Below are 26,342 nucleotides of genomic sequence, written 5' to 3'. Positions count from 1 at the left end.
CGGTGATCGAGGGTGAGCCGCCGAGTCCCGCCGCCCGGGTTCGGCGTGGCACGTTCTCGCGCACTCGTCGCACAGCGTCCCCATCGTCATCGTCGACGTTCGGTGGAGCGGCCTCTGGTGCGCTCCAACCTAGCCACGGCCCGGACGGGCAGTCAACGCTGGGAGCACGGAAATTGTGAGCGCTAACTTTAGCACTTCGGCGCTGCTGGGCCGGCGAACGCCGTTCGAACTGCTCAGCGGTTGTGAACGTGCACAGCAAGGTGCGCAGAGCGTGGTCGTGCTCCGCCCGTGCTCGGGGCGGGTCCCGTCAGCCCTTGAGGCCGTAGAAGCGCACCGCCGAGTTCGGCGCCAGGCCGATCCGCCGGTACACGGGCGCGCCGGCCGCGGTCGCGTGCAGGGTGGCGCGGGTCAGCCCGGTGGCCCGGTGGCCCTCGTGCAGCGCCTTGCGCGTCACCGCCTCGCCGTACCCCTCGCGCTGGTGGTCCGGGTCGGTGGCGACGAGCGCGACGAACAGGCGCCCCTCCGCCTCGACGGCCGCGGCGCACGTCACCGGTACGCCCTCCTTCAGACCCAGGTAGGCGTGGACGCGGTCCTTCCACAACGCGGAGCCGAGCAGCCCGTCACGGCCGTCCTCCAGCGGGAAGCCGTAGGCGCGCGAGTTGAGGTCGGCGTAGTCGCGCAGCTGCTCGTCCGAGGTCACGCGCGCGAACGTCAGGTCGGGGTGCTCCGGCTCGGCGCCGAACACCAGGTCGCCCGCCATGCCGGTGCCGGCGAAGGCGAAGGCGAGACCGGCCCGGTCGGCCGCCGCGTCCAGCCCGGCGCGCGCGTCGTCGGTCAGGAGGTCCTCGAAGAGCCACAGGAAACCGGGGCGCCGCTTCGAGCGCATGACCTCCGCCGCCTCGGCCAGGCGGCGCGCCGCGAGTTCCGCGTCCGCGCCGACCTCGGTCAGCGTGGCGCAGTTCCAGAACGCGAACCGGCTGTCGGCCCAGCGGACGGCGATGCCGGGGAGGTCCCGCACGTCGGCGTCGGGATCGCGGTCGAGGACCATGCCGCGCCAGACCAGCGCGAGCTGCTCCACCGACTCGGTCGAGTCCGCGAGATCCGCCACCGGTGCCCCCTGTCGGTCGTCGAGGAGGCGCATCCTACCGAGCGGGTGATCACCAGCGCGCGACGGAGCGCGGGGAGAACGGCCGCCCCCGTCGCGGTGCGCGCCCGGCTCAGGCGGGGCCCTCCAGGCCCTCGCGGAACCCGGCGGCGGGTCGGGCCGGGCCGAAGTGCGGGCCGGTGCCCAGCTCCGCACCGGCCTCCCGCCACCAGTCCGCCTGCTCCGCCGTGCCGACGCCGTCGACGACGACGGTGACCCCGGCGTCGCGCAGCACGGGCACCACGGCGCGCGCGTAACCGGCGCCGTCCCTGTCCCGCAGGTCCACCAGGCGCGCGGCCACCCGGACCGAGCGGACGCCGAAGTCCTGCGCGGCGGCCAGGTCGTCCGGCCCCAGGCCGAAGTCCTCCAGCGCCGTCCGCACGCCCATCTCGGCCAGCACGCCGAGGTTGTCCGCCACCTCGGGCACCGCGACCACGCCCACCGGCACGCCGACCACCAGCCGGTCCGCCGGCAGGCCGGTGCCGTCCAGGACCCGCACCACCCGGGACACGAGGTCCGCGTCGGACGCCTGGTGCGCGGTCAGGGCGACGGTCAGCGGCGGCGCGGAGCCGTCGCGCCGCCCCCACCACCGGACCTGACCGGCGGCGGTGGCGAGCAGCCACTCGCCCAGCGGCAGGATGAGGCCCGTCCCCTCGGCGAGGCCCACGCACCGCTCGTGCGGGACGTGCCCTTCCGGCCGCGCCCAGTGCAGCACCGCTTCCGCACCCGCGACGACACCGTCGGCCAGCCGCGCCACCGGCCGGTACCGGACGTCGATCTCGCCCTGCTCCCAGGCGCCGGGCATGCCGACGGCCAGCGCGTGCGCGGACCGGTCGGCCATGTCCTGCTCCGGGTCGAACAGCGTCCACTGCCCGCGCCGCCCGCTCTTGGCCCGGCGCAGCGCCTGGTCGGCCGCGCGCAGCAGCTCGGTGTGGTCCTGGTCGCGCGACGAGCCGCGCGCCACGCCGATCGACGCGGACACCGCCAGGCCGTGCCCGTCGACGTACACGGGTTCGGCCAGCTCCCGGTTGACGGCGGCCACGGTGCTGGCGATGTCCGGGGTGCTCGCCGTGTTCTCCACGAGGACGCCGAACTCGTCGCCGTCGAACCGGGCGACCATCGCCTTCTCCAGCGCCAGCAGGGACTGCAACCGCTGCGCGACGTGCACCAGCAGCCGCTCGCCGGCGCGCCACCCGAGGCTGTCGCACACCATGCCGAACGCGTCCAGGTCGAGGTGCAGCAGCGTCACGCCGTGCACCGGGTCGGCGCGGCGCACCGCGCTCTCCAGGTGGCTGCTGAAGAACTGCCGGTTCGGCAGGCCGGTGAGCACGTCGTGCAGCGCCTGCCGGTTCAGCTCGCCCTGGAGCAGCGCCAGCTCGGTGCCGTCCTCGACGACCACCACGAAGTGGCCCGGACCGCCGTCGGCGTCGCGCAGCAGGGAGGCGGTCAGCGAGATCCGGGCGACGTCGCCGTTCCTGCGCAGCAACCGCTGCGACTGCCGGACGCGGTCCTGCCCGCCCTCCTCGACGGCCCGCATCGCGGCGCGCAGCATCCCGACCACCTCCGGGTGCACGAGGTCGAACAGGGTCAGGTCGGCCAGTTCGGCGGCGGTGCGGTCGAGGATGTCGCAGATCGCGCCGTTGGCGCGCACGATCCGCCCGTCCGGGGCGACGATCGCGATGCCGCTCGACGACGACGTGGCCACCTCGTCGAAGCGGGCCTGGCTCTCCCGCAGGTTCCACTTGGCGTCGCGCACGGCCTTGAGCAGCGACAGCTGCATCCGTTCCTGCTGCTCGAACACCGTGCGCCGGTTCGCCACCAGGAACCCGGTGGCCAGCGCGCCGATCGCGAGCGCGATCCGGTCCGCGCGGGCGGCGACCGGCTGGAACTCGGGCAGCGCCGGGAGCCCCTTGCCGAGAACCTCGGCGGTGCAGCGCAGCCCTTCCTCGCCGACGTACCCCAGGGCGACGACGCGTTCGCCGACCCGCTCGACCGCGGCGGCGTCGAACGGGTCGCGGGCCACGGCGGAGCACACGGCGTCGAGCTGGTCGCGCAGTTCCCGGTCCAGCTCCTCCGTGCTCAGCGGGATCACCTCGACGCCGCCGAGCAGGTACGCCCACTTGCGCGCGAGGAGTTCCCGCGCGCGTGCGCCGCCCGGGTCGACCGGCCGGGGTTCGTGGGCGGGGCCTGGCTGCGGCATCGGGTCCTGACCTGCTTCGTCGGGGTCGGTCGCGGTCGTCGGGGTAGGTCGCGGTCGTCGAGGTCCGTCGCGGTCGGTGGGGTCCGTCGAGGTCGGACGCGGGTGGGGCGGGGGTCAGCGCTTCCGGCCGACGCCGCCGTAGATCACCGTGTTCATCTCCGGGGTGTCGGAGACGTCGCCGCGCCGGGTGGGCCGCCACGCCGCGCACCCGACCAGGCCGGGCTCGACCACCTCGAAGTCGCCGAACAGCCGCAGCACCTGCTCGTGCGGGCGCTCGGTGAGCCGGTCGGCGCTGCGGCTCTCCTGGATCAGGTCCGTCACCTCCGCCAGGCGCCGGTCCTGGCCGTCCGCGGTGACGTGGGTGATCGCCAGGTGGCTGCCGGGGACCAGTGCGTCGCGGTACCGCCCCATCAGCTTCCACGGGTCGTCCTCGTCCGGCACCCAGTGCAGCATCATCAGCACCAGCAGGCCGATGGGCCGGTCGAAGTCGAGCGTCCCGCGGGTCTCCGGGTGGTGCAGGACCGAGTCGGGGTCGCGCATGTCGCCCTGCACGACGGTGGCGCGGTCGTTGTCCGCCAGCAGCAGCTCGCTGTGCGCCACCGCGATCGGGTCCTTGTCGACGTACACGACCCGGCACGACGGGTCCTCGGTCTGGGCGACCTCGTGCACGTTGGCCACGGTCGGGATACCGGAACCGATGTCGAGGAACTGCGTGATCCCCTGGCCCACCATGTACCGGATCACCCTGCCGAGGAATGCCCTGTTCACGCGCGCGGCGGAACGCGCGTCCGGCATGACGCGCTCGACGTGGGCGGCCAGTTCGCGGTCCACCGCGAAGTTGTGGGCGCCGCCGAGCAGGTAGTCGTAGGTGCGGGCCATGCTCGGCACGGAAACGTCGACGCCCTGCGGAATCCACTCGCGCTGGGTCACCGCGAACACCCCATTTCATCATCGAGTGCATCATCCTAGCCGCCGACCGGTGGCCCCCATTACCCCGTCGGAGTGGACGAGACCACCCGTTCAGGCGCTGTCCCCCTCACCTGAACGGCTTCTATCGTGGCGCATCCACTTGAATTCGGCGAGGAGCGGACATGCCTGTCCCGGTGGCCCCGGGCCGTCTCCCCCTGCTCGGCCACAGCTTATCGATGTTGCGTCGCCGCCATGAGTTCACCGCATCTTTGCGGAAAAGCGGCGACATCGTGCGGATTGACCTCGGAACGACGCCGGCCTATTTCGTGACAAGTCCTCGACTTGTTCACGAACTGCTGGTCTCGAAGGGTTCGTCGTTCCGGAAAGGCGCGTTGTACGACAAGTTCCGACCGATCTTCGGCAACGGCCTGGCCACGTCCGACGGTGCTTTCCACCGCCGCCAGCGCCGGATGGTGCGGCCCGCGTTCCACGGCGAGCGCCTCGTCCGCCACGCCGAGGTCATGGCCCGCGCGGCGGCCGACCTGACGGCGGCGTGGCGGCCCGGCCAGGTGCGCGCGGTCGAGGAGGACACCCAGGCGCTCGCCGTCACCGTGGTGGGCGAGGCGCTGTTCTCCACCGAGATGGGGCAGCGCGCGGTCGAGGAGGTGCGCCGGTCCATCTTCACCGTGCTCAAGCACGGCATGGTCCGCGCCGTCGCGCCCTCGTTCGTCGAGAAGCTGCCCCTGCGCGGCAACCGGGAGTTCGACGCCGCCACCGGGCGGCTGCGCTCGATCGTGCTCGACGTCGTGCGCGGGTGGCGGGAGGCGGGCACCGACCGCGGCGACCTGCTGTCGGTGCTGCTCCTGGCCCGGGACGCGGACAGCGGCGCGGGCATGTCCGACGAGCAGGTGCACGACGAGGTCATGACGCTGCTCGTCGGCGGCATCGAGACCACCGCGCTGGCGCTGGCCTGGACGTTCCACGAACTCGGCCGGCACCCGGAGGTCGAGCGCCGCGTCCACGCCGAGGTCGACGAGGTGCTGGGCGGGCGCGCACCCACCTTCGCCGACACCGGCCGGCTCACCTACCTCAACCGGGTCGTCAACGAGGTGCTGCGCCTGTACCCGGTCTGGTTCCTGATGCGGCGCACCCTCGTGCCGGTCGAGCTGGGCGGCGTGCGGCTGCCCGAGGGCGCCGAGGTGATCTACAGCCCGCACGCCCTGCACCACGACCCGGCGTCCTTCGAGGACCCGTACCGCTTCGACCCCGACCGCTGGTCGCCCGAGCGCGCCGCGACCGTCCCCAAGGGCGCGTTCGTCCCGTTCGGCGCGGGCTCGCGCCAGTGCGTCGGGAACCTGTTCGCCCGCGCCGAGATCCTCGTCACCGCCGCCACCGTCGCGGCCCGGTGGCGGCTGGTCCCCGTGCCGGGCAGGCCCGTGCGCGTCAAGTTCACGTCCGCCGCCTACCCCAGCGGGATGTTGATGACGGCGGTCCCCCGTGATCCGAGTTGGAGGTAGTCCCCCGTGGGTTGGTCGCGTTTCCGCCGGTTCGGCACCGTCCTGCTGCTCGTCGCCGGGGTCGGCCTCGCACCCGGCACGGCCGGCGCGGCGCAGACCACGTGCGAGGACGTGCGGGTGCCGGTGCGGATCGGCCTGCTGGCGCACTCGGTGCACGGCAGGCTGTGCGTACCGCCCGGCGCGACGACGGTGCAGGTCCTGGTGCCCGGCGGCACGTACACCGGCGCGTACTGGGACATCGGCTACGCCCCGGACAGCAGGTCGTACCGGCAGGCGGTGAACCGGGCCGGCATCGCCACCGTCGCCGTCGACCGGCTCGGCAGCGGGCGCAGTTCGAGGCCGCTGAGCGCGCTGGTCACCGTGTCGTCGCAGGCGAAGGCCGTGCACGAGGTCGTCCGGTCGCTGCGGCCGCGGTTCGACCGGGTGGTGCTCGTCGGTCACTCGATCGGCTCGGCGATCGCCACGACGGTGGCGGTCGCGTACCGCGACGTGGACGGCGTGGTGATCACCGGCCTCACCCACCGGATCAACCTGCCGGGCGCGGTGCCGGTCTTCACCACCCTGGTCCCGACCCTGCTGGACCCGAAGTTCGCCTGGCGCGGCCTGGAACCCGGCTACCTCACCACCACCGCCGGCAGCCGCTACTCGTCGTTCCACACGCCGGGCGCGGTGGACCCGGGCGCCATCGCCTTCGACGAGGCCACCAAGGACGTCGTCACGCCGACGGAGACCGTGGACACCGTCCTGGTCGGCAGCCTCGTCCCGCTGTCGAGGCTGATCACCGTGCCGGTCATGCTCGTGATGGGGAGCGGTGACGGCAACTTCTGCGGCCCGCCGCTCGGCGCGGACTGCTCGTCGGCCGAAGCGCTGCGCGCGTCGGAGGGGCGGTTCTACGCGCCCGAGGCGCGGCTGCGCACGCACGTCGTGCCCGGTTACGGCCACTCGCTCAACTTCTCCGCGAACGCCCCGGACTACCACCGGGCGGTCGTCGAGTGGACGAGGGCGATCGGCTGACCGCCCCGGTGGCCCCCGCACGCGCGGGGGCCACCGGGCCGTGCGGTCAGCGCCGTCCGGTCAGCGCCGCCGCTGCTTGGTGCCGCGCGCGGAGTCGGTGCAGACCTCGCCCACGTCGACCGTCTGGCCCCGGTCGACGAAGACGTCGGTCAGGCCGACCAGCCGCCCGTCGCGGTCGGTGCAGGTGAGGGTGTACGCCTCCTGCACGCCGTAGGTCGGGGGCACCGGGGAGGAGAACTCGACCTTGCCCGCGGCCCAGTCGTCCGGGTTGGCCGGGTCGACCTGGTCGTAGTTCACCAGGACCGCGGTGTACCGGCCGGCGGGCGGGTCGAGCAGGGTGGCGCGCTCGGAGTTCGTGCCGCCCTGCGCCGACTGCGTGACCACCTGGCCCGAGGCGTCGAGGACGAACAGGTCCCAGTCGGTGCGGGTGGACGTCCACGACACCGACACGTCGAACCGGCCGTTGTCCGCCGCGGGCAGCGCCTCGACGGTGAACGGGATGCTCTCGGCCACCGGGTTGCCGGGGAACGAGGTGTTCTCCGCGGGCACGCCGGGCGGGTTCGCCAGCGCGACCGCGGCCTGCGGCGGTGCCTGCGGGTCGCGGCCGTAGCGACCGGCCACGTACGGGCGCGTCGAGGGGTTGACCGACCAGGTGAACCGGCCGCCGGTGGACGCGTAGTTCGACTCGACGGTGTCGGTGACCTGGATCGGCGGCGCGGTGGTGCCGTCCGGCTGCCGCACCGGCGAGGTCGGCGTCCGGAACGTCTTGTGCACCTTCAGCCGGTGGCCGGCGGGCGCGCTGCCGACCAGCGTGGAGTGCGCGGCCGGGTCGGCGGCGTTGGCCAGCATCTCCAGGAACGCGCCCCGGTTGCCGCCCTTGCCCGCGCCCGCCGCGGGCGCCGCGCCGACGTACTCGGCGACGACCGCGTTCTCGAACGGCGGGTGGAAGCCGCCGGGATTGATCTCGAAGGTGAACCCGAAACCGCCGGTGGCCCAGTACGACCAGTCCTCGGTGGTGCCGCTCGTGTCGTACAGGCCCCACGACGGGATGCTGTCGTAGCCGTTGCGCGAGGCCATCCGGTCACCCAGCGCCTGGACGACCGGCTCCTCCAGCGGGGCGCGCACCGCGGCCACGCCCGGCGGGCGCAGCACCAGGTTGCCGTAGGTGTGCAGGGTGATCAGGTTGGTGACCGCCCGCGAGGAGACCAGCGCGCGGACGTTGCGGGTCTCCGGCTCGGAGAACGGCGCGGAACCGCGGAACGTCTCGCTGCTCCACGTGAGGCCCGCGCCCGCGCCGCCCCAGAAGCCGGCGTAGTTGCGGTTCGGGTCGGTGCCGCGCGCGGCACCGCCGGGGTTGGCCTTGCAGACGCCCGTGCGCAGCTGCGGCGGCGAGTCGTCCGCGCGGCAGTTCTTGCGCTTCATCTCGTAGTCGAACCGGGTGAAGTCGCCCTTCGGCTCGGCCTCGCGGGAGACGGAGAAGCCGTCCGCGTTGACGATCGGCACGACGACGTTGCGGGTCTTGACCACCTGCGAGCGGATCGCCTGGTCCCGGTGGTAGCCGTTGACCAGCTCGTGGGCCCACTCCATCGCGTGCTCGCCGGCCGGCCACTCGCGGGCGTGGTGCACGCCCATGAGCAGGTTGACGGGCTTGCCGTCGGCGGCGTTGTCCACGTCCTTGGCGATCTCGACGGCCACCACGTCACGGCCCTCGACGGTCGGCTCGGGCAGCGTGAACGCCCGCACCAGCCGGGGGTTGCCGCGGGCCAGCTCCTTCAGCTCGTACTCGTAGTCGTAGAGGTGCCGGTAGGAGGTGCGGCCGGAGGGCAGGCCCGACGCGCGGCCCCGGGAGGCGTACGCCCGGTCCTGCGCGGCGGCGTCGCGCGAGGTCCTGGACAGGTCGGGGTCCACCGTGGTGTGGGCCAGGCCGCTGGCGCGCAGGGTCTCGCGGTCCGCGTCCCCGGCGAGCACGACCTCGACGCCGGTGGCGTCGCCCTTCTCGGTGAGGTCCAGGTCGAGGCCGAGCAGGGTGTCCTTGTCCTCCTGGCGCGGCGTCTCCACGCGCACGACCTCGGCGCGTTCCGCGGCGGTCGGCGTGCCCTGCGGGGTGAGGGCGAGGAAGTCCACGCCCAGGGTGGCCGTCCGGGCCGGGCCGCCGTACCGGCACGCCTGCACGACGAGCTGCTGCCCGGCGGTCACGAAGCTCTCGGCCAGCTCGCGGCTGCGCAGCGCGGCGGACGCGGCCACGACCGCGCCGGTGGCCCGGTCGAACACGGCGAGGTCCCAGTCGCCCTCGCGGCCCGCGGCCGGCGTCAGGCGCGCCTGGACCAGGCCGACGACGTTCGAGGTGACCTCGCGCCGGTCCACCCCGGCCGTGCCGGGCGGCAGCAGGGCCGCGTGGCACGCCCTCGTCACCGCCTGGTCGGCCCGCACCTCCCTGTCCTGCGCCGACGCCGCGGGGACCGCGACACCGGCGAACGCGAGCCCGACCACGCCGACCGCGACGCCCGCTCGCACGACCGCCGCGGTGGATCTGTGCCTTGACCTCATAGTCGAACTCCGTTCGATCGTCCCACCAGGCGCTCGACGCTAGGGCACGGGAGGTGCGCCGGCCACGGCCGGAAGTAGGCGTCGGCGCCGCGCCGGTCCCGTTCGCGCTGACGAGCCGTTCACGCTTACGAGCGGCGTTCGTCTCTTTCTGCCCATTCGGGCACGGAAGAGGGCGCGGCCTTGCCACTATGGGTGCCGCTCATCGGCGACCACGCGCGTCGCCACGTCGGAAGCCCCCCGGAGGTCTTGTCGTGTCGGCCGAGTTCGACCAGCTCGTCGCCCAGTTCGAGCAGTTCCAGGCCAAGCTGCACCGGGTCGACCAGCAGGTGGCCGGCATCGGTGACATGCAGCGGGAACTGGCCGCGATGGAGGTGGTGGCCACGTCGCCGGACCGCGCGGTGACCGTGGTGGCGGGCCCGTCCGGGGCGATCAAGGACATCCGGCTGGCCGACCACGCGATGCGCCGCCCACCCCAGGCGCTGGCCGCCGCGCTGATGGCGACCCTGCGCCAGGCCGTCGCCGAGGCCGCGCGCCGTCAGGCGGGGATCGTGGAGAACGCGCTCGGCGACGACATGCACCTCACCGACCAGGTGCTGGAGACGCAGGCCGAGCTGTTCGGCGTGACGCCGCAGGAACTGCGCGCCATGACCGAGCAACCCCCCACCGGCCCGCCGCCGGTGGCTCCCCCGCCGCCCGGTCCCCCCGGTCCGCCGCCCGGCCCCCTCGGCCCGCCGCCCGGCCCGTCCGGCCCGCCCGTGGCCGGCCCCGGACCGCACCGGGTGCCGCCCGCACCGCCGACCCGCCCGACCCCGCCGCGCCGCCCCGCGCCGGTCGAGGAGCCGGACGACTTCTCGCAGCGCCGTTTCCTGCGGGACGACGACCGCTCCGCGCCGCCCCCGCCCCCCGCGCGCGACCAGGACGGCCGGTTCCTGAACCTCTACGACGACGAGGACCGGTGACGGTGCCCGATTTCAACGACCAGCGGAGGAGTGCACGGTGAGCGGCGGTTTCGACGTCAGCCCCCAGGAGCTGCGGACGTTCGCCGGCAAGCTCGACGGCCACCGCGCCACCGCCGGCGAGATCGCCGGCCTGGTGGCCAAGGCGGACGTGTCGAACAAGTCGTGGGGCGTCGTCGGCCTGTTCGTGAAGGACAGCTACACGGAGATGCTGAACGACCTGAATGACCTGTTCACCGCCATGCAGGAGGGCCTCCAGTCCGGTTCGGACAAGTTCACGGGCGCGGCGCAGGACTACGACGACCAGGAGGAGGCGGTCAAGCAGCTGCTGAACGGCCTCCAGGTCGAGCTGGACAACCAGTAGGGCGGGGACGAATCCACCATGGCGGAAGTGAAGACCACGGCCGGCGGCGTCGAGATCACCGTCGGCGAGAAGGACACCGGCCAGAAGATGGCGGAGGCCGCCCCCTTCTACGGCAACTACCTCAAGACCGCGGAGGCGCTGGGCAAGGCCCAGGAGAACGGCGGCGCGGAGGTGACCGGCCTGGCCTCCGAGGCGACCGGCCTGATCGGGTCGATCGGCACGTCAGCGCTCGGTATCGCGCTGGACCCGATCGGCTGGCTCGTCGGACAAGGGCTGAACTTCCTGATCAGCGTCGTGCAGCCGCTGGAGGACGCGATCCACTTCGTCAGCGGTGACGGTCCCGCGCTGGCCCAGGCGGCGGAGAACTTCGACGCCATCGCCAAGGGCGTGGCCGAGCTGCGCAAGAAGTTCGACGAGGACCTCCAGAACTCGGTGACCAGCTGGGGCGGGTCCGCTTCGGAGGCGGCCGGCACGAAGCTCGGCGAGTTCGCGAGCGGCATCGACGGCGTCGCCGGTCAGGCCGGCGAGCTGGCCCAGGTGCTCCAGATCTCCAGCATGATCATGACGATCGTCGAGGACTTCATCAAGGCGATCCTCACCGAGCTGATCACCTGGCTGGTCATGATCTGGATACCCGCGCTGGCGGCGGCCGTGCCCAGTTTCGGGGCCTCGACCGCCGCCGCGGGCGCGGCGACCGGCGTGCGGGTCGCCGCCACCGGCAGCCGGGTCGCCCGGATCGTGGCCAGGCTGAAGCAGTTCCTGACCAAGATCCTCGACTTCCTGCGGAACCTGAGCAAGCGGGTCGGGAACGTGAAGACCGCCTTCCAGCGCTCGATGGCCAACAAGCAGATCAGCCACGCCGTCGCGGTCGGCATGCGGGAGGGGAGGCTCCCGGGCAGCAACTCGCCGATGGTGAAGATCTGGGGCAAGGACGGCATGCTCGGCGAGCGGATGCAGGACGGGTTCGGCAAGTCCATGGTGGGTGCGGTCACCGACGCGGCGGCTTCACAGCTGGGGGTCGGCAGGGGCACCAACGCCGGGATCGACAAGCCGATCCGGAACTACGGTTCCGGCCAGAAGGCCGCCGACTACGACGACACGGGCACCGACCAGTCGAAGCAGCAGACCGAGGGGTACCTGGACATCTGATGGAATACGTCCTCGATCTCGCACCGCTCATCGCGATCATCCTCGGACTGCTCGGCCTCGTGTTCTGGTGGCGTTGGCGCAGCAACCGCAAGGAGCAGCGGGAGCACGCCGACGCACTGACCGCGCTCGCGACCACCCTCGGCGGGAGGGTGGTCGGTCCCGACGAAGCCCGCCCGTGGTCGGCCGAACTGCTGCCGCCGATGCAGTCGGACACCGAGGGCTTCATCGGTTGGTTGGGCACGGTCCGGCGGCCCCGCTTCGAAACGGCGCTGGACTTCCAGCGGGGTGGCTGGTCCGTGCGCGTGAGCGAGGCGTCGATGGAGAAGGCCACCTCGGACAGCTCCAACACGTTCTACGAGCACCGGGTCGAGGTGGCGACCTCGCTCCTGCCGGCGATGAAGATCTGCCGACGACTCCACGTCGGCTTCGGCGGCCGACCACTCAGCCCCGCCCAGGCCCAAGCCGCCGGACCGGCCGGCGAACCACCGGTTACGGTCGTGCGCGACCAACTGGACTGGTCGCAGGTCAGGCTGCCGGAACCGGCGAACCACGAGTTCACCGTGTTCTCCACGGACCCGGCCGCCGTGTCCCGCGCCTTCACACCCCAGGTAGCCGAATGGCTGGTCGACGAAGCCGGCCTCAGCCCTTTCGAGGGCCCCATGCCCATCCTGCTGACCTTCGAGGCCGGTTTCGCCTACGCCACGTCGGCCAAGCGCATCGACCCGGACACCATCACCGCCAAGGTCGACATGATCATCGGTCTGCTGGAACGGATGGGCGCGAAACCGGCCCACCCGCCCCAGCACTACGGCGACGACCGGTCGAAGTAACCGACCTGGGACACCTGATGGACTTCGCCGCACGCGTCACACTGCTCATCGCGATCCTTCTGATCCTGTTCGCCCTCATCTACTGGTGGGGTTGGCGTCGGAACCGCCGAAAGCAACGGGAGCACGCCGACGCACTGGCCGCACTCGCAACGACCCTCGGCGGAACGGTGGTCGGTCGGGACCGGGCTCGCGCCTGGACGACCGAACTCCGGCGGCCGATGGAGAGCGAGACCGGCGGCCTGATCAACCTGATGGGCACCGTGCGACGCGCCCGCTTCGAAACCGCACTCGACTTCCAACGAGGCGACTGGTCCGTACGCGTCAGCGAAGCATCCATCGAAAAACACGTGGTCACCGCCAGCAGCACCATCATCTACGAACACCGGATCGAGGTGGCGACCTCGCTCCTGCCGGCGATGAAGATCTGCCGACGACTCCACGTCGGCTTTGGCGGCCGACCGCTCACCCCCGCCCAAGCCCAGGCCGCCGGACCCGCCGGCGAACCACCGGCGACGGCCGTTCGCGACCAACTGGACTGGTTCCCGGTCAGGCTGCCGGAGCCGATGAACCACGAGTTCACCGTGTTCTCCACGGACCCGGCCGCCGTGTCCCGCGCCTTCACACCCCAGGTAGCCGAATGGCTGGTCGACGAAGCCGGCCCCGACCTGTTCCAGGGCCCCATGCCCACCTTGCTGACTTTCGAGTCGGGCTTCGCCTACGCCACGGAAGCGGAGCGGATCGACCCGGACACGATCATCGCCAAGGTCGACACGATCATCGGCCTGCTCGAACGACTGGGCGTAAAACCGGCCCACGCACCCCAGCACTACGGCGACGACCGGTCGAAGCAGCAGACCTAGGGACACCTGATGGACTTCGCCGCGCGCGTCACACTGCTCATCGCGACCCTCCTGGCCCTGTTCGCCCTCATCTACTGGTGGGGTTGGCGTCGGAACCGCCGAAAGCAACGGGAGCACGCCGACGCACTGGCCGCACTCGCAACGACCCTCGGCGGAACGGTGGTCGGTCGGGACCGGGCTCGCGCCTGGACGACCGAACTCCGGCGGCCGATGGAGAGCGAGACCGGCGGCCTGATCAACCTGATGGGCACCGTGCGACGCGCCCGCTTCGAAACCGCACTCGACTTCCAACGAGGCGACTGGTCCGTACGCGTCAGCGAAGCATCCATCGAAAAACACGTGGTCACCGCCAGCAGCACCATCATCTACGAACACCGGATCGAGGTGGCGACCTCGCTCCTGCCGGCGATGAAGATCTGCCGACGACTCCACGTCGGCTTTGGCGGCCGACCGCTCACCCCCGCCCAAGCCCAGGCCACCGGACCGGCCGGCGAAGCACCATCGACAGTCGCGCGTGACCAACTGGACTGGCTGCCGGTCAGGCTGCCGGAACCGGCGAACCACGAGTTCACCGTGTTCTCCACAGACCCGGCCGCCGCGTCCCGCGCCTTCACACCCGAAGTCGCCGAATGGCTGGTCGACGAAGCCGGCCTCAGCCCCTTCCAAGGTCCGATGCCCATCCTGCTGACCTTCGAAGCCGGCTTCGCCTACGCCACATCGGCCAAGCGCATCGACCCGGACACCATCACCGCCAAGGTCGACATGATCATCGGCCTCCTCGAACGACTGGGCGCGAAACCGGCACACCCGCCCGTCATGGCCTGAGGCCACCCGATCCGCCCGGAGGCCCGGCCCGACTCGTCCTGGCAGAGTCCTCACGGTGCCCTTGGACGACCTCCCACCCTGGCTGCCGGGCTGGTGCGCCGACCGGTTGGGGAACGAGCCGGTCGCTGTGCTGTTCGAGCTGCGGCAGATGTCGGCGGTGTTCGGGCTGCGGCTGGCAGGCGGGCACGAGGTCGTGGTGAAGGCGCGGGAGGACGGTGGTCGGGCCGCGTCGTGCGTCGCCGCGCAGGCGCGGTTGGCGGAACGGGGCTTCCCGTGCCCCCGGCCGCTCACACCGGCGGTGCGCGTGGGCGCGTTGGCCGTGCACGCCGAGGAGTTCCGGCCCGGCGGCGACCTGCTGCGCGGTGACTCGCCGGACGTCGCGGCCCGCTGCGCGGAGGTGTTCGCCCGGCTGGTGGGCGGGCTGGCCGACGTGACCGTCCCGCCGCCGCTGCCGAACCCGCGCTGGGTGCGGTGGGACCACACCGGGCCTGACCTGTGGCCCGCGATCCGCGAGCTGGACGAACGGGACCAGGACGCCGTGCCCGGGTACGTCGTCGACACCGCCGCCCGGGTCCGCGCGCGGTTGCGGGCCGCCGACCTGCCGTGCGTGCTGGGGCACGCCGACTTCGAGGCGCAGAACCTCCGCCGGCGCGGCGGTGAGGTGTGGGCCGTGCACGACTGGGACAGCCTGGCGTGGCAGCCGGAGGCGGCCCTGGTGGGCGCGGCGGCCGGGACGTTCGCCGGCGCCTCGCCGCCGACCCTGGCCCCGGTCGACAGCTCCGCCGCGTTCCTGGCCGCCTACCAGGACTTCCGCGGGCGCCGGTTCAGCGCCGAGGAGCAGGAGGTCGCGTGGGCGGCCGGTCTCTGGCTCGCCGCGCACAACGCCCGTTGGGAGGCCGTGCACCGCAACGCCCCGGTGTCCTGCGACGCCGTCCGCGCGCAGGCCGCCGAACGCCTCCGCCTGGCGAACGCCTGACCGACGATGCCGCCGTTGCGATCGAGGCGATGCCCTGGAACGTCGTGAACAGCACGATCCCGATCCGCTCCGGTGGGCCCGTCAACGTGGTGATCAACAATTTCGAACTCCAGTTCGGGACCGACCACCCGGCGCACTTCGCGCTCACCGGTGATCGCCACCGCCGCGCACCCCGACGCGGGACGTCGAGGTGGCGCGCCGGCTGTGGCAGGTCTCCGAGGACCTGACCGGGGTCACCTTCCCCGGTCCGCGCTCCTGACCGGCTGACCCGCGACGCGAGCCGGTCGTCGGTCACCGGTCGTTGGATCGGCGTTGGCGCGGCGTTGGCGACGATCACTTGACTCCCCGGGTCAGGCGTCCACCCCCGGAGACCCGTCCCGGCTCGACACCCAGCGCTCTGAGGAAGGTCCGGCTCCATGGCAACAGGCACCGCCGCGATGACTCCCGTGCACGCGCTCAAGAGGAGGGCGGCCCCGGGCGACGTCGACCAGCGGATCGAGGCGATCGGCAAGGCGGCGGAAGCCGAGCCGCAGTCCGTGGTGGGCATGCCCACCGGTGCCCAGGTCGCCGACGACCCGTTCGCGACCCTGCGGGGCGTCGCCGGCTGGGCGGTCGACTACGTGGCCTTCCTGCGGGAACCGGTCGACCAGTTGCAGGGCGACCCGCAGGGCGTGCGGGCCACGGCGGACGCGATCCGCGCCGCCGCCGAGCGGATGCGCGACCTGGCCGGCACCCAGCGCGAGACGCTGGCCAAGCCCCAGGGGTGGACCGGCAAGGCCGCGGACGCCTACCAGGGCAGCATGGACACCCTCGGCGAGGAGCTGGGTTCGGTGGCCGGCGCGGTCGCCGCGAAGGGCGTGGTCGTCGAGCACACCGGCGCGATGGTGCAGGCGCTGCGCGAGGCCCTGCTCTACAGCATCGGCCAGTACTCCGACTCGCTGGTGCCGGGCGCGATCACCGCCTACACCTTCGCCCCGGCCACCTTCGGCGCGTCCCTCGCGGTGTTCCTGGGTTCGGTGGTGACCAGCGCGAGCCAGCTCGGCGCGAGCATCGCGGCCAAGATGGACGACCTGAACGCGGCCCTGACCCGCCAGGTCGACCGCATCAAGCAGCTTGACGACATCGCCGACGAGGTCGGCCGGAACTGGGAGCGCTTCGCGGCCGCCGCGGGCGGGGAGACGGGCACGACGGTGGCCCGCACCGCGTCCGTGCGGTTGGCGAGCGCGGGCGAGGAACCCCAGGCCACCGCACAGGCCCTGCGGCCCGTGCAGGCCCAGCGGATGGTCGCGGTCGAGGAGTCCGAAGCACTGCGTCCCACGGCCTACACGGCGGCGGAACGCCCAGCGGAAGCCCAGCGCGTGGTCGCCGCCCAGCAGTACGAGGCACTGCGCCCCACCGCTTACACGGCGGCGGAACCGCTCCAGGCACGCCAGGCGGTGCAGGCAGAGCCGATGATGCAAGCCCGTCAGGCCGTCCAGGCCGTCCAGGCCGTCCAGGCCGTCCAGGCCGTCCAGGCCGTCCAGGCCGAGCCGATGATGCAGGCGCGCCAGGCCGTGCAAGCCGTCCAGGCGGAGCCGATGATGCGGGGCTACGCCGTGCAGGGCGAACAGCTCCAGGCGAGCCGAGTGGAAGCACCCGTCTACCGCGAGGCGCAGCCGATGATGCAGGCGACGCGCGTGGAGGCCGTGGAGGCCACCGTCCAGCACGAGGCGCAGCCGATGGTGCAGGCGACGCGCCCCGTCGAACCCGTCACCCACTACCGCGCCGCCGAGTACGTGGAGGCGCGTGAGGCGACGGTCCGCAGGGTCGCGGAGACCGAGTAGGCGAAGGCGGTCCTCGCGACCGCCCGGCCGAGAAGCTCCCCGCCCTTCCACTTCCCTGCGTTCCACGGAGGCAACGCCATGGTCACCGACCTGTCCCCCACCACGATCGTCACGCCCCCTCCCGGCCCTGGCGGCGAGTCGGGCTTCACGATGGAGCAGTCCGGCATGGACGCGCTCCAGCAGCAGGCCGACCAGCTGCGCACCGGGTATGAAGAGGTGTCGTCGAAGCTGTCCGGCCAGTCGCTGGCGGGCAACGCGTTCGGCACCGCCGGGGCGTTCGCCGTCGAGGCGTTCAACGCCTCCAACGGCAGGTCGATCGAGCTGACGGGCAGGGCCGCCTCGGCGCTGGGCCTCATCGGCGAGGGCCTGAGGGCCACCGCGCAGACCCAGCAGCAGGCCGACCACGCCGGCGGCGAGCAGTTCGCCAAGCTCGAACCCGCCCAGATCGCCGAGAAGCCGCAGGGCGCGCCCGCCGACAGCCCCGGCGGCACCGCGGCTCCCCAGGGCCCGCCGGTCACGCCGGTCCAGGACGTGCCCGGCGGTCCCGCCGGTTCCGGAGGAGGCGGCGGCGTCCCGACTCCCGAAGGCCCGCCGGTCTCGCCGACGGGTCAGGTCCCGGGCGCGGACGGCACCACGCACGCCTCGAAGTCCACCGGCCCGGAGGCCCAGACCGCGCAGGGCACCCTGCCCACGGGCCAGGGCGGCGGTGCGCCGACCGGCCAGGCGGCCACGCTCCCCACCGGTCAGATGCCCCCGACGCCGACGCCGACGATCCCGAACACGCCGGGCGCGCCCACCGCCGCAGCCCCGACGAAGCCGTCCGTCCCCGGCAACACACCCACCACCCCCGGCGGCAGCACGGCGGGAGAGGCCCGAACCGCCGCCACGCCCGCGCAGACCGCCACATCCCCCACTCCGGCACCGGTCCCCGCCTTCCCGGAAATCCCCGACCCGCCCGCCGTCCCCACCGGCAACGGCGGCAGCAACACCGGCGGCGGTGGCGGCGCGGCCCTGGCGGACGCCCTCAAGCCCACCCCCACGACCGGCGGCACCACCCCCTCGGCAGGCACCACACCGCCGCCGACGCCTCCCATCCCGGAGGTGCCGAAGGACTTGTTCACACAGCCCACGATCCCCGACCTCGCCACGGGCAACTCCGGCTCGGGCCCATTGGGCGGCAGCGCGACCTCACCGGCAGGCGGCATGACGCCACCGCCGACGCCTCCGATCCCCGAAGTCCCGAAGGAATTGTTCACACAGCCCACAATCCCCGACCTCGGCACCGGCGGCGGTTCGGCCTCGACTGGCGGCGGCTCGGGCTCGACCGGCGGCGGCTCCGGCCCGTTGGGCGGTAGTACGACCTCACCGGCAGGCGGCATGATGCCCCCTCCGACGCCTCCGATTCCGGAGGTGCCGAAGGACTTGTTCACACAACCCACGATCCCCGACCTCGGCAGCGGCAGCGGCTCGATCGGTGGCGGCTCCGCAGGTTCGGGCGGTGGTGGGACTTCGCCGGCCGGCGGCATGACGCCGCCTCCGACGCCGCCCATCCCCGTGGTGCCGAAGGACTTGTTCACACAGCCCACAATTCCCGACCTCGGCAGCGGCAGCGGCACCGGCAGCGGCTCGACCGGTGGCTCGGACAACCCTGGTCCCCGTCCGGGCGAGCAGTCGCCCGGGGAGCAGGGTGGGCGCGGCGACCGCGACCAGCACGACCGTGAGCACGGGGGTCGTGACCGCGAGGGACGTGACCAGGACGGTCGCGACCGTGAAGGCCGCGAGGGTCGTGAAGGCCGGGAGCGCGGCGACGGCGAGCACGAAGACGGCAGCGGCAGCGGCGCGGGTGGTGGCGGCGGCGCGGGTGGGCACGAGGGGCGGTCGGAGCGGGAGCTGCACGGGTTCCCCGTCACCTCGGTGGACGGCGAGCCCTGCCTCGACCTGCGCGACCTCCCTACCGAGGAGGGCGAGCGCTGGCAGGAGAAGATCCGCGACATCCTCGCCACCAGGGGCGAGGGGTCCTTCTTCTGGGCCGGCGACACCATCGACGCCCAGGGCCGGCGGCACTCGCTCATGGACCTCGCCGAGTTCATGACCAACCTGGACGTGCGCGACGAGCCCGGCCGGCCGGACCGGGAGGCGCGGGACACCTCGGACACCGTCGCGGCCAGCCCGGCCCGCAGCGCGAGCGGTGACGTGTACCTCGTGGTCGGCCCCAACCGCGCCGACGGCGGCCCGGTCGCGCTGGCGGACTTCCCGACGCTCCAGGCGAACCCCCGCGTCGAGCGGGTGTTCGCGATCGACGCCGTCACCGGGCGTGAGACCCAGGTTCACCCGAAGGTCGTCTGATCGAACAGCGCGCGGGAGGGGCTGCCCCTCCCGCGCCCCTCCCGCGCGCGTTCCGCCCCCGGCGGGAGCGGTGATCCCCGATACTCGGTCCGCCCGAGGAGCCGATCACCCGTCCGGGAGCGAGAACCATGCAACGCAGCCTCTTGTGGGCGGCAGCCGTCCTCACCGGCGCCACCGCGGTCCTGCTCGTCGTGCCGATCTGGTTCCTGAACGCGGACCAGTACCAGGCGCTGGCCACGGGCGTGCAGGCGCTGGGCGTGACCGTCGCGCTGGTCTTCGGCGCCGGTTCGCTCCTGTCCGACAACCACAACCGCAAGGTCGACCGGGCCCTGGGCCTGCACGCCGAGCTGACGGCGGGTGACGTCCAGACCGCCCGCGTCCGCCTGCTCGTCCACCTCCAGGGTGCCCGGGAGAACGGGAAGGTCCGGCCGGTCGCGCTCGCCCGCCTGCGCGCCGACGACGGGATCGCCACCTACGCCGACCCGGCGTCGGGCAGGCCGCTCCGGGACGCCAACGTGGTGCTGCGCTACTTCGAGCGCGTCAACGCGGCACGGGTCGCGGGCATCGCCGACCTCCCGTTCCTGCACGAGCTGATCGGCGTCCACGCCCTGTGGTGGGACCGGGCGATCGCGCGCGACGAGGGCGAACCCCTGCGCCGCGGCCTGGCGGAGCTGGCGACGTGGGTCGAGCACCACAGCCGCACCCGGGCGCGGGGCGCGCACTACCCGGAGGGCTGGGCGCGGTACCTCGGCCGCGACTTCGACGAGCGGGGCGAGGACCCCGCCGCGCTCCCCTGAGCGCGCCGGGCCGGGACCGCACGCGCCGAAGCGGTCAGGAATCGAGAAGCACGGGGCGGTGTGCGATATCTAGCGTCTTCGGCACGGGGGCGCGCCGGACGCGCCCCACCGATCCCGAGGAGTTCCCGATGAACGGCGACAAGCGCGTCCGCCGACTGCACCGCTGGGTGTCCATCGCCTTCACGGTGACCGTGATCGCCTGCTTCGCCGCGCTCGGTCAGGCGGGGTCCGCGCCCTGGGTGTTCTACCTCCCGCTGCCGCCGCTCCTCGTGCTGCTGCTCACCGGTCTCTACCTGTTCTCGTTGCCGTACGCGAGGAAGTGGCGCACGGGACGGCGTGCCGTGCGCGGCGAGTGACCCGCGGCGGGCGGACGCCTAGGATGGCACCGTGCCGAGGACCGACACGGGATCGCGGGTGATCGCCGCCCCGCCGGAGCGCGTGTACGCGGCGCTCGTCGACCGGGACGCGCTCGCGGCCTGGTTGCCGCCCACCGGGATGAGCGGCGGGTTCGACCGCTTCGACGCCCGCCCGGGCGGGTCGTACCGGTTGGTCCTGACCTACGCGGACGCGTCGGGCTCGCCCGGCAAGGCCACCGCCGACTCCGACGTCGTCGAAGCGCGGTTCGTGGACCTCGTCCCCGGGCGGCGCGTCGTGCAGGCGGTCGACTTCGTCTCCGACGACCCCGCCTTCGCCGGCACGATGACGATGACGTGGGAGGTCACCGCGGTCGGCACCGGCACGCGCGTGGACGTCCGCGCCGACGACGTCCCCGACGGCATCTCCGCCGAGGACCACGCCGCCGGGATCGCCTCCTCGTTGGCGAACCTCGCCGCGCACCTCGGGGCGGACGCCGAGGACCAGACCGGCGGCGATATACCAAAATAACAATTCCCCGATCGCGCCGACACCCTATAAATCACTCATTCGTGTGGATTTTTCCTTCCTTCAACACACCTGCCGGAAAGTGAACCGCTCGGTGGTACCGTTCCGCGCTCGAAGACCCCACCAGAACGGAATCGCGGTGCGTTGACGCGCACCTCGGCGCGAGGAGTACCCATGCTCGACGAAGTGATCGTGATCCTCACCGACACGATCGGCGTGCCCACCCGGGACATCGGCCCGGACACGACGCCGGACCAGGTCGACCTGGACTCGCTGGCCCTCGTCGAGCTGTCCGTGGCGCTGGAGGAGAAGCTGGGCGTCGCGATCACCGAGCGGGAGCTGAAGGAACTGCCCACCGTGGGCGCCATCGCCGAGCTCGTGGCGGACCGGAGCGGGCGGGCCTGAGACCCGCGCCGATCCCCTGACCAGGGCACCGGTGACACCACGTGAAGACGACTGAACTGTCCGACTACCCCGTCCGCGCCGGCCGCCTCCGGGAGTGGAGGCCGCACGTGCCGGACCTGCCGGCGGCGTCGGCGCTGGCCCACGACCCGACACCGCCGTCCTACAACCAGGAGCGACACCTGCGGGTGGTCACCGCTTTACGCGACCGCGACACCGGTTTCCCGACCTGGATCGGCATCGCGTTCGAAATAGCGCGACCGCTGGACGTCGAGGCGTTCCGCGGCGCGCTGCGGAAGTGGATCGGCCGGCACGAGACGCTGCGCAGCGGTTTCCTCGCGGCGGGCGGTGAATTCCACCGGTTCACCCTGGACCGCGACGCGGTGTCGGTCGTCGACACCGTGCTGGGCGACTTCACGGCGGGCGACGGCGTCGCGGACCGCCTCGCGGACCGGCTCACGCGCGCCACCGACGCGACCCGCTGGCCCAGCTACGTCGTGGAGACCGTCGAGCGGGCGGACTCGACCACGGTCATCGCGGCGCTCGACCACTCCAACGCGGACGGCTACTCGATCTTCGCGGTCATCCGGGAGCTGCACGACCTCTACGACGCGGCCGTGCACGGGCGGGCGGACGTGCCGGACGACACCGGCAGCTACGTGGACTTCAGCCGCGCGGAGCGGATCGCCGCGCACCGGGTCGACCGGGACCACCCGGCCGCGGTGCGGTGGGCGGCGTTCCTCGACGCCTGCGGCGGCGGGCTGCCGGCGCTGCCCCTCGACCTCGGCGTCGAGGACGGCGCGTGCGTGCCGCAGGGCCTGACGACCGAGCACCTGCTGGACGCGCCGGGCGCGGCGGCGTTCGAGGCGGCGTGCCGGGCCGGGCGCAGCAGCGTCCTCGCGGGCGTGCTCACCGCGGCGGCCATCGCGTTCGACCGGTTCCGGCCGCAGCCGGTCCACCGGTTCATCACACCGCTGCACACGCGGGCGACGCCGGAGTGGTCGACGTCCATGGGCTGGTACGTCGGCGCGGGCCCGGTGGAGATCCCGCTGCACGGCGCGGCCGACTTCCGCGACCTCCTCCCCCGTGCGCAGAGGTCCGCCAGGACCGCCAACCGCGTCGCCCAGACACCGCTGGTGAAGGTGCTCGAAGTCCTCGGCGTGCGGCTGCGCCACTCCCACGACATGTTCTCGTTCGTCTCGTTCCTGGACCTGCGCCACGTCCCGGGCGCCGAGCGGTGGACCGAGTGGAACGCCCGGACCCTGGTCGGGAGGTCCCACAACAGCAAGGCGAGCTTCTGGGTGAACCGCACCCGGGAGGACCTGCACGTCACGGCCCGCTACCCCGACACGGCGACCGCCCGCGAGAACGTGGGCCGCTTCCTCGACCGGCTCAAGCTCGTCGTGCGCTCGGTGGCGGAGACCGGCAACCACCCGTTGCGCTGAGCCCCGGCGGGACCGGGGCGCGGCAGGCGGTGGGGCGCGGCGGAGCGGCCGGCGGACGCGCGCGCACGGGAAGCGCCCGACCCGACGCCGGTGGTGCCGACGTCGGGCCGGGCGCTCGTGGGTCCCGGTCGTGAACTACCCGAAGTTCACGTCACTGCACCACATGTACGCCTGGTCGAGGTGCGAAGCCTGCCAGATCGTGAACACGACGTGGTGCCCCCGGTAGGAGCCGTTGGTCTGGACGTTGAACTTGATGTCCTTGGCCGGGGCGAACCTGCCGGTCGTCGTGACGAGGTCCAGGTTGCCCCAACCGAGGCTCTGGGTGGCCGGGTCGAAGCCCTGCTTGCTGACGTAGACCCGGAAGTAGTCCGCGCCGTGGCTGGCCTGGTCGTACAGGTGCATCTGGAAGCTGCTGCCGACGCTGGTGGTCCGCCACCTGCCGGGCGTGTTCAGGGCGTTGTTGCGCGAGAGGTTGTTGCTGCAGAGCTGCCCGTTGGGGGTCGCACCCTGGAAGTTGCCGCCGAGGCCGTCCCGCAGCGCGCTCATCCAGTTCCACATGGTGTCGGCGTTGGCCTGGAAAGCCTGGTAGCACATGGGGTCCTGCTGCTGCATCGCAGGGTTCGTGTGCTGACTGCCCCAGGCTTGCCAACACTGGTAGGCACGGGTGGCGGGGCCGACGATCGTGCCGTGCGCCGAGGCCGTCGGGGTCCAGACGAACATGCCGGCGATCATGGCGACGGCCAGCGCGATGGCGCCTCGTCGTCGGGCAGGGGACCCGGAGGTACTGCGCAGACGCATGGTTGAGCCTCCACTCTTCGGATGGTGGGCGGCGGTGATCAATCTGGGAGCGCTCCCAGAAGCAATCAGGAGCCTATACGTCACGCAGCGAAACTTCAACGAAACATTGAGTGATGGTTACGGCCTCTTTTCCACCGGTGTGAACGACCGCCGCCGACCCGGCCCCGACCTGCCCTTACGCGGCGGCGCCCCGCACCCGGCGGTGATCGGGACGTCGCCGCCCCGCCGGGTGACCTTCACCCGGGTGGCCGGTCGGCCACCCCCGTTCGACGACGGCGCGGGCTGCCGACGGCCGCCGGCCGGCCTGGGCCGTCGGACGAGGTAGTTGAGGAATCAACCAGCGTCGCGTGGCGTTCCACGGGCGTGAAGAAAATCGGTTTCCTGTCCTTCGGGCACTGGTCCGACAGCCCGCACTCGCGGGCGAGGTCGGCGGCGGACGTGCTGTCGCAGGCCATCGACCTGGCCGTGGCCGCGGAGGAGCTGGGCGCGGACGGCGCCTACTTCCGGGTGCACCACTTCGCCAGGCAGCTGGCCTCCCCGTTCCCGCTGCTGGCCGCGATCGGCGCCCGGACCGAGCGCATCGAGATCGGCACCGGCGTGATCGACATGCGCTACGAGAACCCGATGTACATGGCCGAGGACGCCGGCGCCGCCGACCTCATCTCCGGCGGCAGGCTCCAGCTCGGCCTCTCCCGGGGGTCGCCCGAGCAGGTGGTCGACGGCTGGCGCTACTTCGGCTACCAGCCGGGTGAGGGCGACACGGACGCCGACATGGCCCGCAAGCACACCGAGGTGCTGCTGACCGTGCTGAAGGGCGAGGGCTTCGCGCCGCCCAACCCGCGCCCGATGTTCCCCAACCCGCCCGGCCTGCTCCGCGTCGAACCGCACTCGCCCGGCCTGCGGGACCGGATCTGGTGGGGCGCGGGCTCCAACGCCACCGCCGCCTGGGCCGCCCGGCAGGGCATGCACCTGATGAGCTCGACGCTGAAGAACGACGAGGGCGGCGCGCCGTTCCACGTCCAGCAGGCCGAGCAGATCCGGGCGTTCCGCAAGGCGTGGGCGGAAGCCGGGTGGCAGCACCAGCCCCGCGTCTCCGTCTCGCGCAGCGTCTTCGCCCTCACCTCCGACCTCGACCGCGCCTACTTCGGCGACGACGGCGGGAGCACCGACAAGATCGGGTACATCGACGCCGGCACCAGGGCCGTCTTCGGCCGCAGCTACGCCGCCGAACCCGACGCCCTGGTCGAGCAGCTGGCCGAGGACGAGGCCATCGCCGAGGCCGACACGCTGCTGCTCACCGTGCCCAACCAGCTCGGCGTGGACTACAACGTGCACGTGCTCGACGACATCCTCACCCACGTCGCGCCCGCCCTCGGCTGGCGCTGACCCGCCGCGCGCCCGCGGGCGATCCGCGGTAGGCAGGTGGGGGTGCCGCACGGGAGGAGAGCGCGATGGCACGGGCAGTGGGCGTCACCGAGCGGGGCGGTCCGGAGGTGCTGGCCGTCGTCGACCGCGAGGTGCGGGAGCCGGGCGAGGGCGAGGTGCGGATCGCCGTGCGCGCCGCCGCCGTCAACCCGACCGACATCGGGGTGCGGGAGAGGGGCGTCGACGACGTGCCGCCCCCGTGGGTGCCCGGCATGGACGCGGCGGGGACGGTGGAGGCCGTCGGCCCCGGTGTCCGGCGGCTGCGGGTCGGCGACGAGGTGATGGCCGCCGTCACGCCCCGGCGCCCCGAGGGCGGGGCGCAGGCGGAGCTGCTGGTCGTGCCGGAGGCGTCCGCCGTGCCGGTCCCGGACGGCGCCTCCGCCGCCGAGGCGTCGACGCTGCCGATGAACGGGCTCACCGCCAGGCTCGGCCTGGAGCTGCTCGGCCTGCCCCCGGGCGGGGCGCTCGCGGTGACCGGCGGCGCGGGCCTGCTCGCCTCGTACGTGGTGCCGCTCGCCAAGCGGGCGGGCCTGGTGGTCGTCGCCGACGCCAAGCCCGAGGACCGGGAGCTGGTCCTCGGGTTCGGCGCCGACCACGTCGTGCCGCGCGGTGACGGGTTCGCCGACGCGGTGCGCGAGCGCTTCCCCGCCGGCGTGGACGGCGTGTACGACACCGCGCTGCTGCACGAGCGGGTGTTCGGCGCGGTCCGCGACGGCGGCGGCGTGGTCGTCGTGCGGGGCTGGCGGCCCGCGAGCACCGAGCGCGGCATCACCGTGCACCGGGTCGTGGTCGGCGAGGCGCTGGAGCGCACCGACTGGCTGGAGGAGCTGCGCGAGCTGGCCTCGGCGGGTGTGCTGCGGCTGCGCGTGGCGGGCGAGTACCCGCCCGAGCGGGCCGCCGAGGCGCACCGGGTGATGGACGCGGGCGGGCTGCGCGGACGGGTCGTGATCCGCTTCTGACCCCCGTCCGGGCGGACCCGGTCCGGTTCCCGCGCCGAGCGCCGCCGTGAACGCGGAGGGCACCCGGTTAACACATTTTTCACCCGATGTGACGTTATGGGTACACATGATCACCGTTAGTAGGTACTTGACCGCGTGCGCGGTGCCCCATACTCGCCTTCGGCACGGCGGCCC

23 protein-coding genes are annotated in these 26,342 nt (G+C 72.9%); 18 read left to right on the top strand and 5 right to left on the bottom strand.

Translation table 11 applies throughout. The annotated features are described in order from the left end of the window. Positions 1-307 precede the first annotated feature (307 nt). The 3 genes from ACRAKJ_RS15460 to ACRAKJ_RS15450 form a co-directional block, all read right to left on the bottom strand. Positions 308-1,108 (bottom strand): GNAT family N-acetyltransferase, encoded by an 801-nt coding sequence (locus ACRAKJ_RS15460; protein ID WP_438920610.1) that lies wholly within the window; start codon positions 1,106-1,108, stop codon positions 308-310. Between the two features lie 109 nt (positions 1,109-1,217). After that, a complete protein-coding gene (locus ACRAKJ_RS15455) occupies positions 1,218-3,344 on the bottom strand; it encodes a diguanylate cyclase domain-containing protein (protein WP_438920609.1) in 2,127 nt (708 codons plus the stop codon). Positions 3,345-3,458: 114 nt separating this feature from the next. Next, on the bottom strand, positions 3,459-4,274 hold the full coding sequence (locus ACRAKJ_RS15450; RefSeq protein ID WP_438920608.1) for an SAM-dependent methyltransferase: 816 nt from the start codon (positions 4,272-4,274) through the stop codon (positions 3,459-3,461). 161 nt (positions 4,275-4,435) lie between these two features. Here ACRAKJ_RS15450 and ACRAKJ_RS15445 point away from each other — a divergent pair, with 161 nt between their 5' ends. Together ACRAKJ_RS15445 and ACRAKJ_RS15440 are read left to right on the top strand one after the other, a co-directional pair. After that, entirely contained in the window at positions 4,436-5,770 is a 1,335-nt protein-coding gene (locus ACRAKJ_RS15445; RefSeq protein WP_438920607.1) for a cytochrome P450, read from the top strand. Positions 5,771-5,776: 6 nt separating this feature from the next. Further along, the gene (locus ACRAKJ_RS15440) at positions 5,777-6,784 is read left to right on the top strand and encodes an alpha/beta fold hydrolase (RefSeq protein WP_438920606.1); all 1,008 of its coding nucleotides are present in this window, start codon (positions 5,777-5,779) and stop codon (positions 6,782-6,784) included. A gap of 60 nt (positions 6,785-6,844) precedes the next feature. On the opposite strand, the gene ACRAKJ_RS15435 is transcribed toward ACRAKJ_RS15440, so the two are convergent. After that, the gene (locus ACRAKJ_RS15435) at positions 6,845-9,331 is read right to left on the bottom strand and encodes a M14 family zinc carboxypeptidase (RefSeq protein WP_438920605.1); all 2,487 of its coding nucleotides are present in this window, start codon (positions 9,329-9,331) and stop codon (positions 6,845-6,847) included. Between the two features lie 251 nt (positions 9,332-9,582). Between ACRAKJ_RS15435 and ACRAKJ_RS15430 the strand changes: the two genes are divergently transcribed. From ACRAKJ_RS15430 to ACRAKJ_RS15365, 14 genes are all read left to right on the top strand, one after another. Continuing rightward, the gene (locus ACRAKJ_RS15430) at positions 9,583-10,290 is read left to right on the top strand and encodes a YbaB/EbfC family nucleoid-associated protein (protein ID WP_438920604.1); all 708 of its coding nucleotides are present in this window, start codon (positions 9,583-9,585) and stop codon (positions 10,288-10,290) included. 37 nt (positions 10,291-10,327) lie between these two features. Continuing rightward, complete coding sequence (locus ACRAKJ_RS15425) at positions 10,328-10,651, top strand: type VII secretion target (protein WP_438920603.1); 324 nt, start codon at positions 10,328-10,330, stop codon at positions 10,649-10,651. A gap of 18 nt (positions 10,652-10,669) precedes the next feature. After that, a complete protein-coding gene (locus ACRAKJ_RS15420; RefSeq protein WP_438920602.1) occupies positions 10,670-11,800 on the top strand; it encodes a hypothetical protein in 1,131 nt (376 codons plus the stop codon). Then, the gene (locus ACRAKJ_RS15415; protein WP_438920601.1) at positions 11,800-12,630 is read left to right on the top strand and encodes a hypothetical protein; all 831 of its coding nucleotides are present in this window, start codon (positions 11,800-11,802) and stop codon (positions 12,628-12,630) included. The genes ACRAKJ_RS15420 and ACRAKJ_RS15415 overlap by 1 nt, the downstream gene beginning before the upstream one ends. Before the next feature lie 17 nt (positions 12,631-12,647). Continuing rightward, the gene (locus ACRAKJ_RS15410; RefSeq protein WP_438920600.1) at positions 12,648-13,490 is read left to right on the top strand and encodes a hypothetical protein; all 843 of its coding nucleotides are present in this window, start codon (positions 12,648-12,650) and stop codon (positions 13,488-13,490) included. A 9-nt stretch (positions 13,491-13,499) separates the two neighbouring features. Next, positions 13,500-14,315, top strand: a complete 816-nt coding sequence (locus ACRAKJ_RS15405; protein ID WP_438920598.1) for a hypothetical protein — start codon at positions 13,500-13,502, stop codon at positions 14,313-14,315. Positions 14,316-14,370: 55 nt separating this feature from the next. After that, positions 14,371-15,291: a hypothetical protein gene (locus ACRAKJ_RS15400; protein WP_438920597.1), complete on the top strand. Its 921-nt coding sequence runs from the start codon at positions 14,371-14,373 to the stop codon at positions 15,289-15,291. A 416-nt stretch (positions 15,292-15,707) separates the two neighbouring features. Beyond that, complete coding sequence (locus tag ACRAKJ_RS15395; RefSeq protein ID WP_438920596.1) at positions 15,708-17,114, top strand: hypothetical protein; 1,407 nt, start codon at positions 15,708-15,710, stop codon at positions 17,112-17,114. 78 nt (positions 17,115-17,192) lie between these two features. Beyond that, the gene (locus tag ACRAKJ_RS15390; RefSeq protein ID WP_447009000.1) at positions 17,193-19,460 is read left to right on the top strand and encodes a hypothetical protein; all 2,268 of its coding nucleotides are present in this window, start codon (positions 17,193-17,195) and stop codon (positions 19,458-19,460) included. A 128-nt stretch (positions 19,461-19,588) separates the two neighbouring features. Beyond that, on the top strand, positions 19,589-20,257 hold the full coding sequence (locus ACRAKJ_RS15385) for a hypothetical protein (protein WP_438926732.1): 669 nt from the start codon (positions 19,589-19,591) through the stop codon (positions 20,255-20,257). Between the two features lie 128 nt (positions 20,258-20,385). After that, complete coding sequence (locus ACRAKJ_RS15380; protein ID WP_438926731.1) at positions 20,386-20,613, top strand: hypothetical protein; 228 nt, start codon at positions 20,386-20,388, stop codon at positions 20,611-20,613. Between the two features lie 31 nt (positions 20,614-20,644). Beyond that, positions 20,645-21,142 carry an SRPBCC family protein gene (locus ACRAKJ_RS15375; RefSeq protein ID WP_438926730.1) on the top strand — a complete coding sequence of 166 codons (498 nt, stop codon included), beginning with the start codon at positions 20,645-20,647 and terminating at the stop codon, positions 21,140-21,142. A gap of 171 nt (positions 21,143-21,313) precedes the next feature. Continuing rightward, positions 21,314-21,544, top strand: a complete 231-nt coding sequence (locus tag ACRAKJ_RS15370) for a phosphopantetheine-binding protein (RefSeq protein ID WP_438926729.1) — start codon at positions 21,314-21,316, stop codon at positions 21,542-21,544. A 41-nt stretch (positions 21,545-21,585) separates the two neighbouring features. Continuing rightward, entirely contained in the window at positions 21,586-22,986 is a 1,401-nt protein-coding gene (locus ACRAKJ_RS15365) for a condensation domain-containing protein (protein WP_438926728.1), read from the top strand. 135 nt (positions 22,987-23,121) lie between these two features. Here ACRAKJ_RS15365 and ACRAKJ_RS15360 read toward each other — a convergent pair whose 3' ends face one another. Next, positions 23,122-23,784 (bottom strand): lytic polysaccharide monooxygenase, encoded by a 663-nt coding sequence (locus ACRAKJ_RS15360; protein ID WP_438926727.1) that lies wholly within the window; start codon positions 23,782-23,784, stop codon positions 23,122-23,124. 363 nt (positions 23,785-24,147) lie between these two features. Here ACRAKJ_RS15360 and ACRAKJ_RS15355 point away from each other — a divergent pair, with 363 nt between their 5' ends. Continuing rightward, entirely contained in the window at positions 24,148-25,170 is a 1,023-nt protein-coding gene (locus ACRAKJ_RS15355; protein ID WP_438926726.1) for an LLM class flavin-dependent oxidoreductase, read from the top strand. Positions 25,171-25,235: 65 nt separating this feature from the next. Continuing rightward, positions 25,236-26,168, top strand: a complete 933-nt coding sequence (locus ACRAKJ_RS15350) for an alcohol dehydrogenase catalytic domain-containing protein (protein WP_438926725.1) — start codon at positions 25,236-25,238, stop codon at positions 26,166-26,168. Positions 26,169-26,342: the final 174 nt, after the last annotated feature.

This window comes from Saccharothrix sp. DSM 118769, from assembly GCF_052936295.1.
The sequence above is the reverse complement of the archived record's forward strand: the minus strand, read 5'-3'. Positions and strand labels throughout refer to the sequence as shown.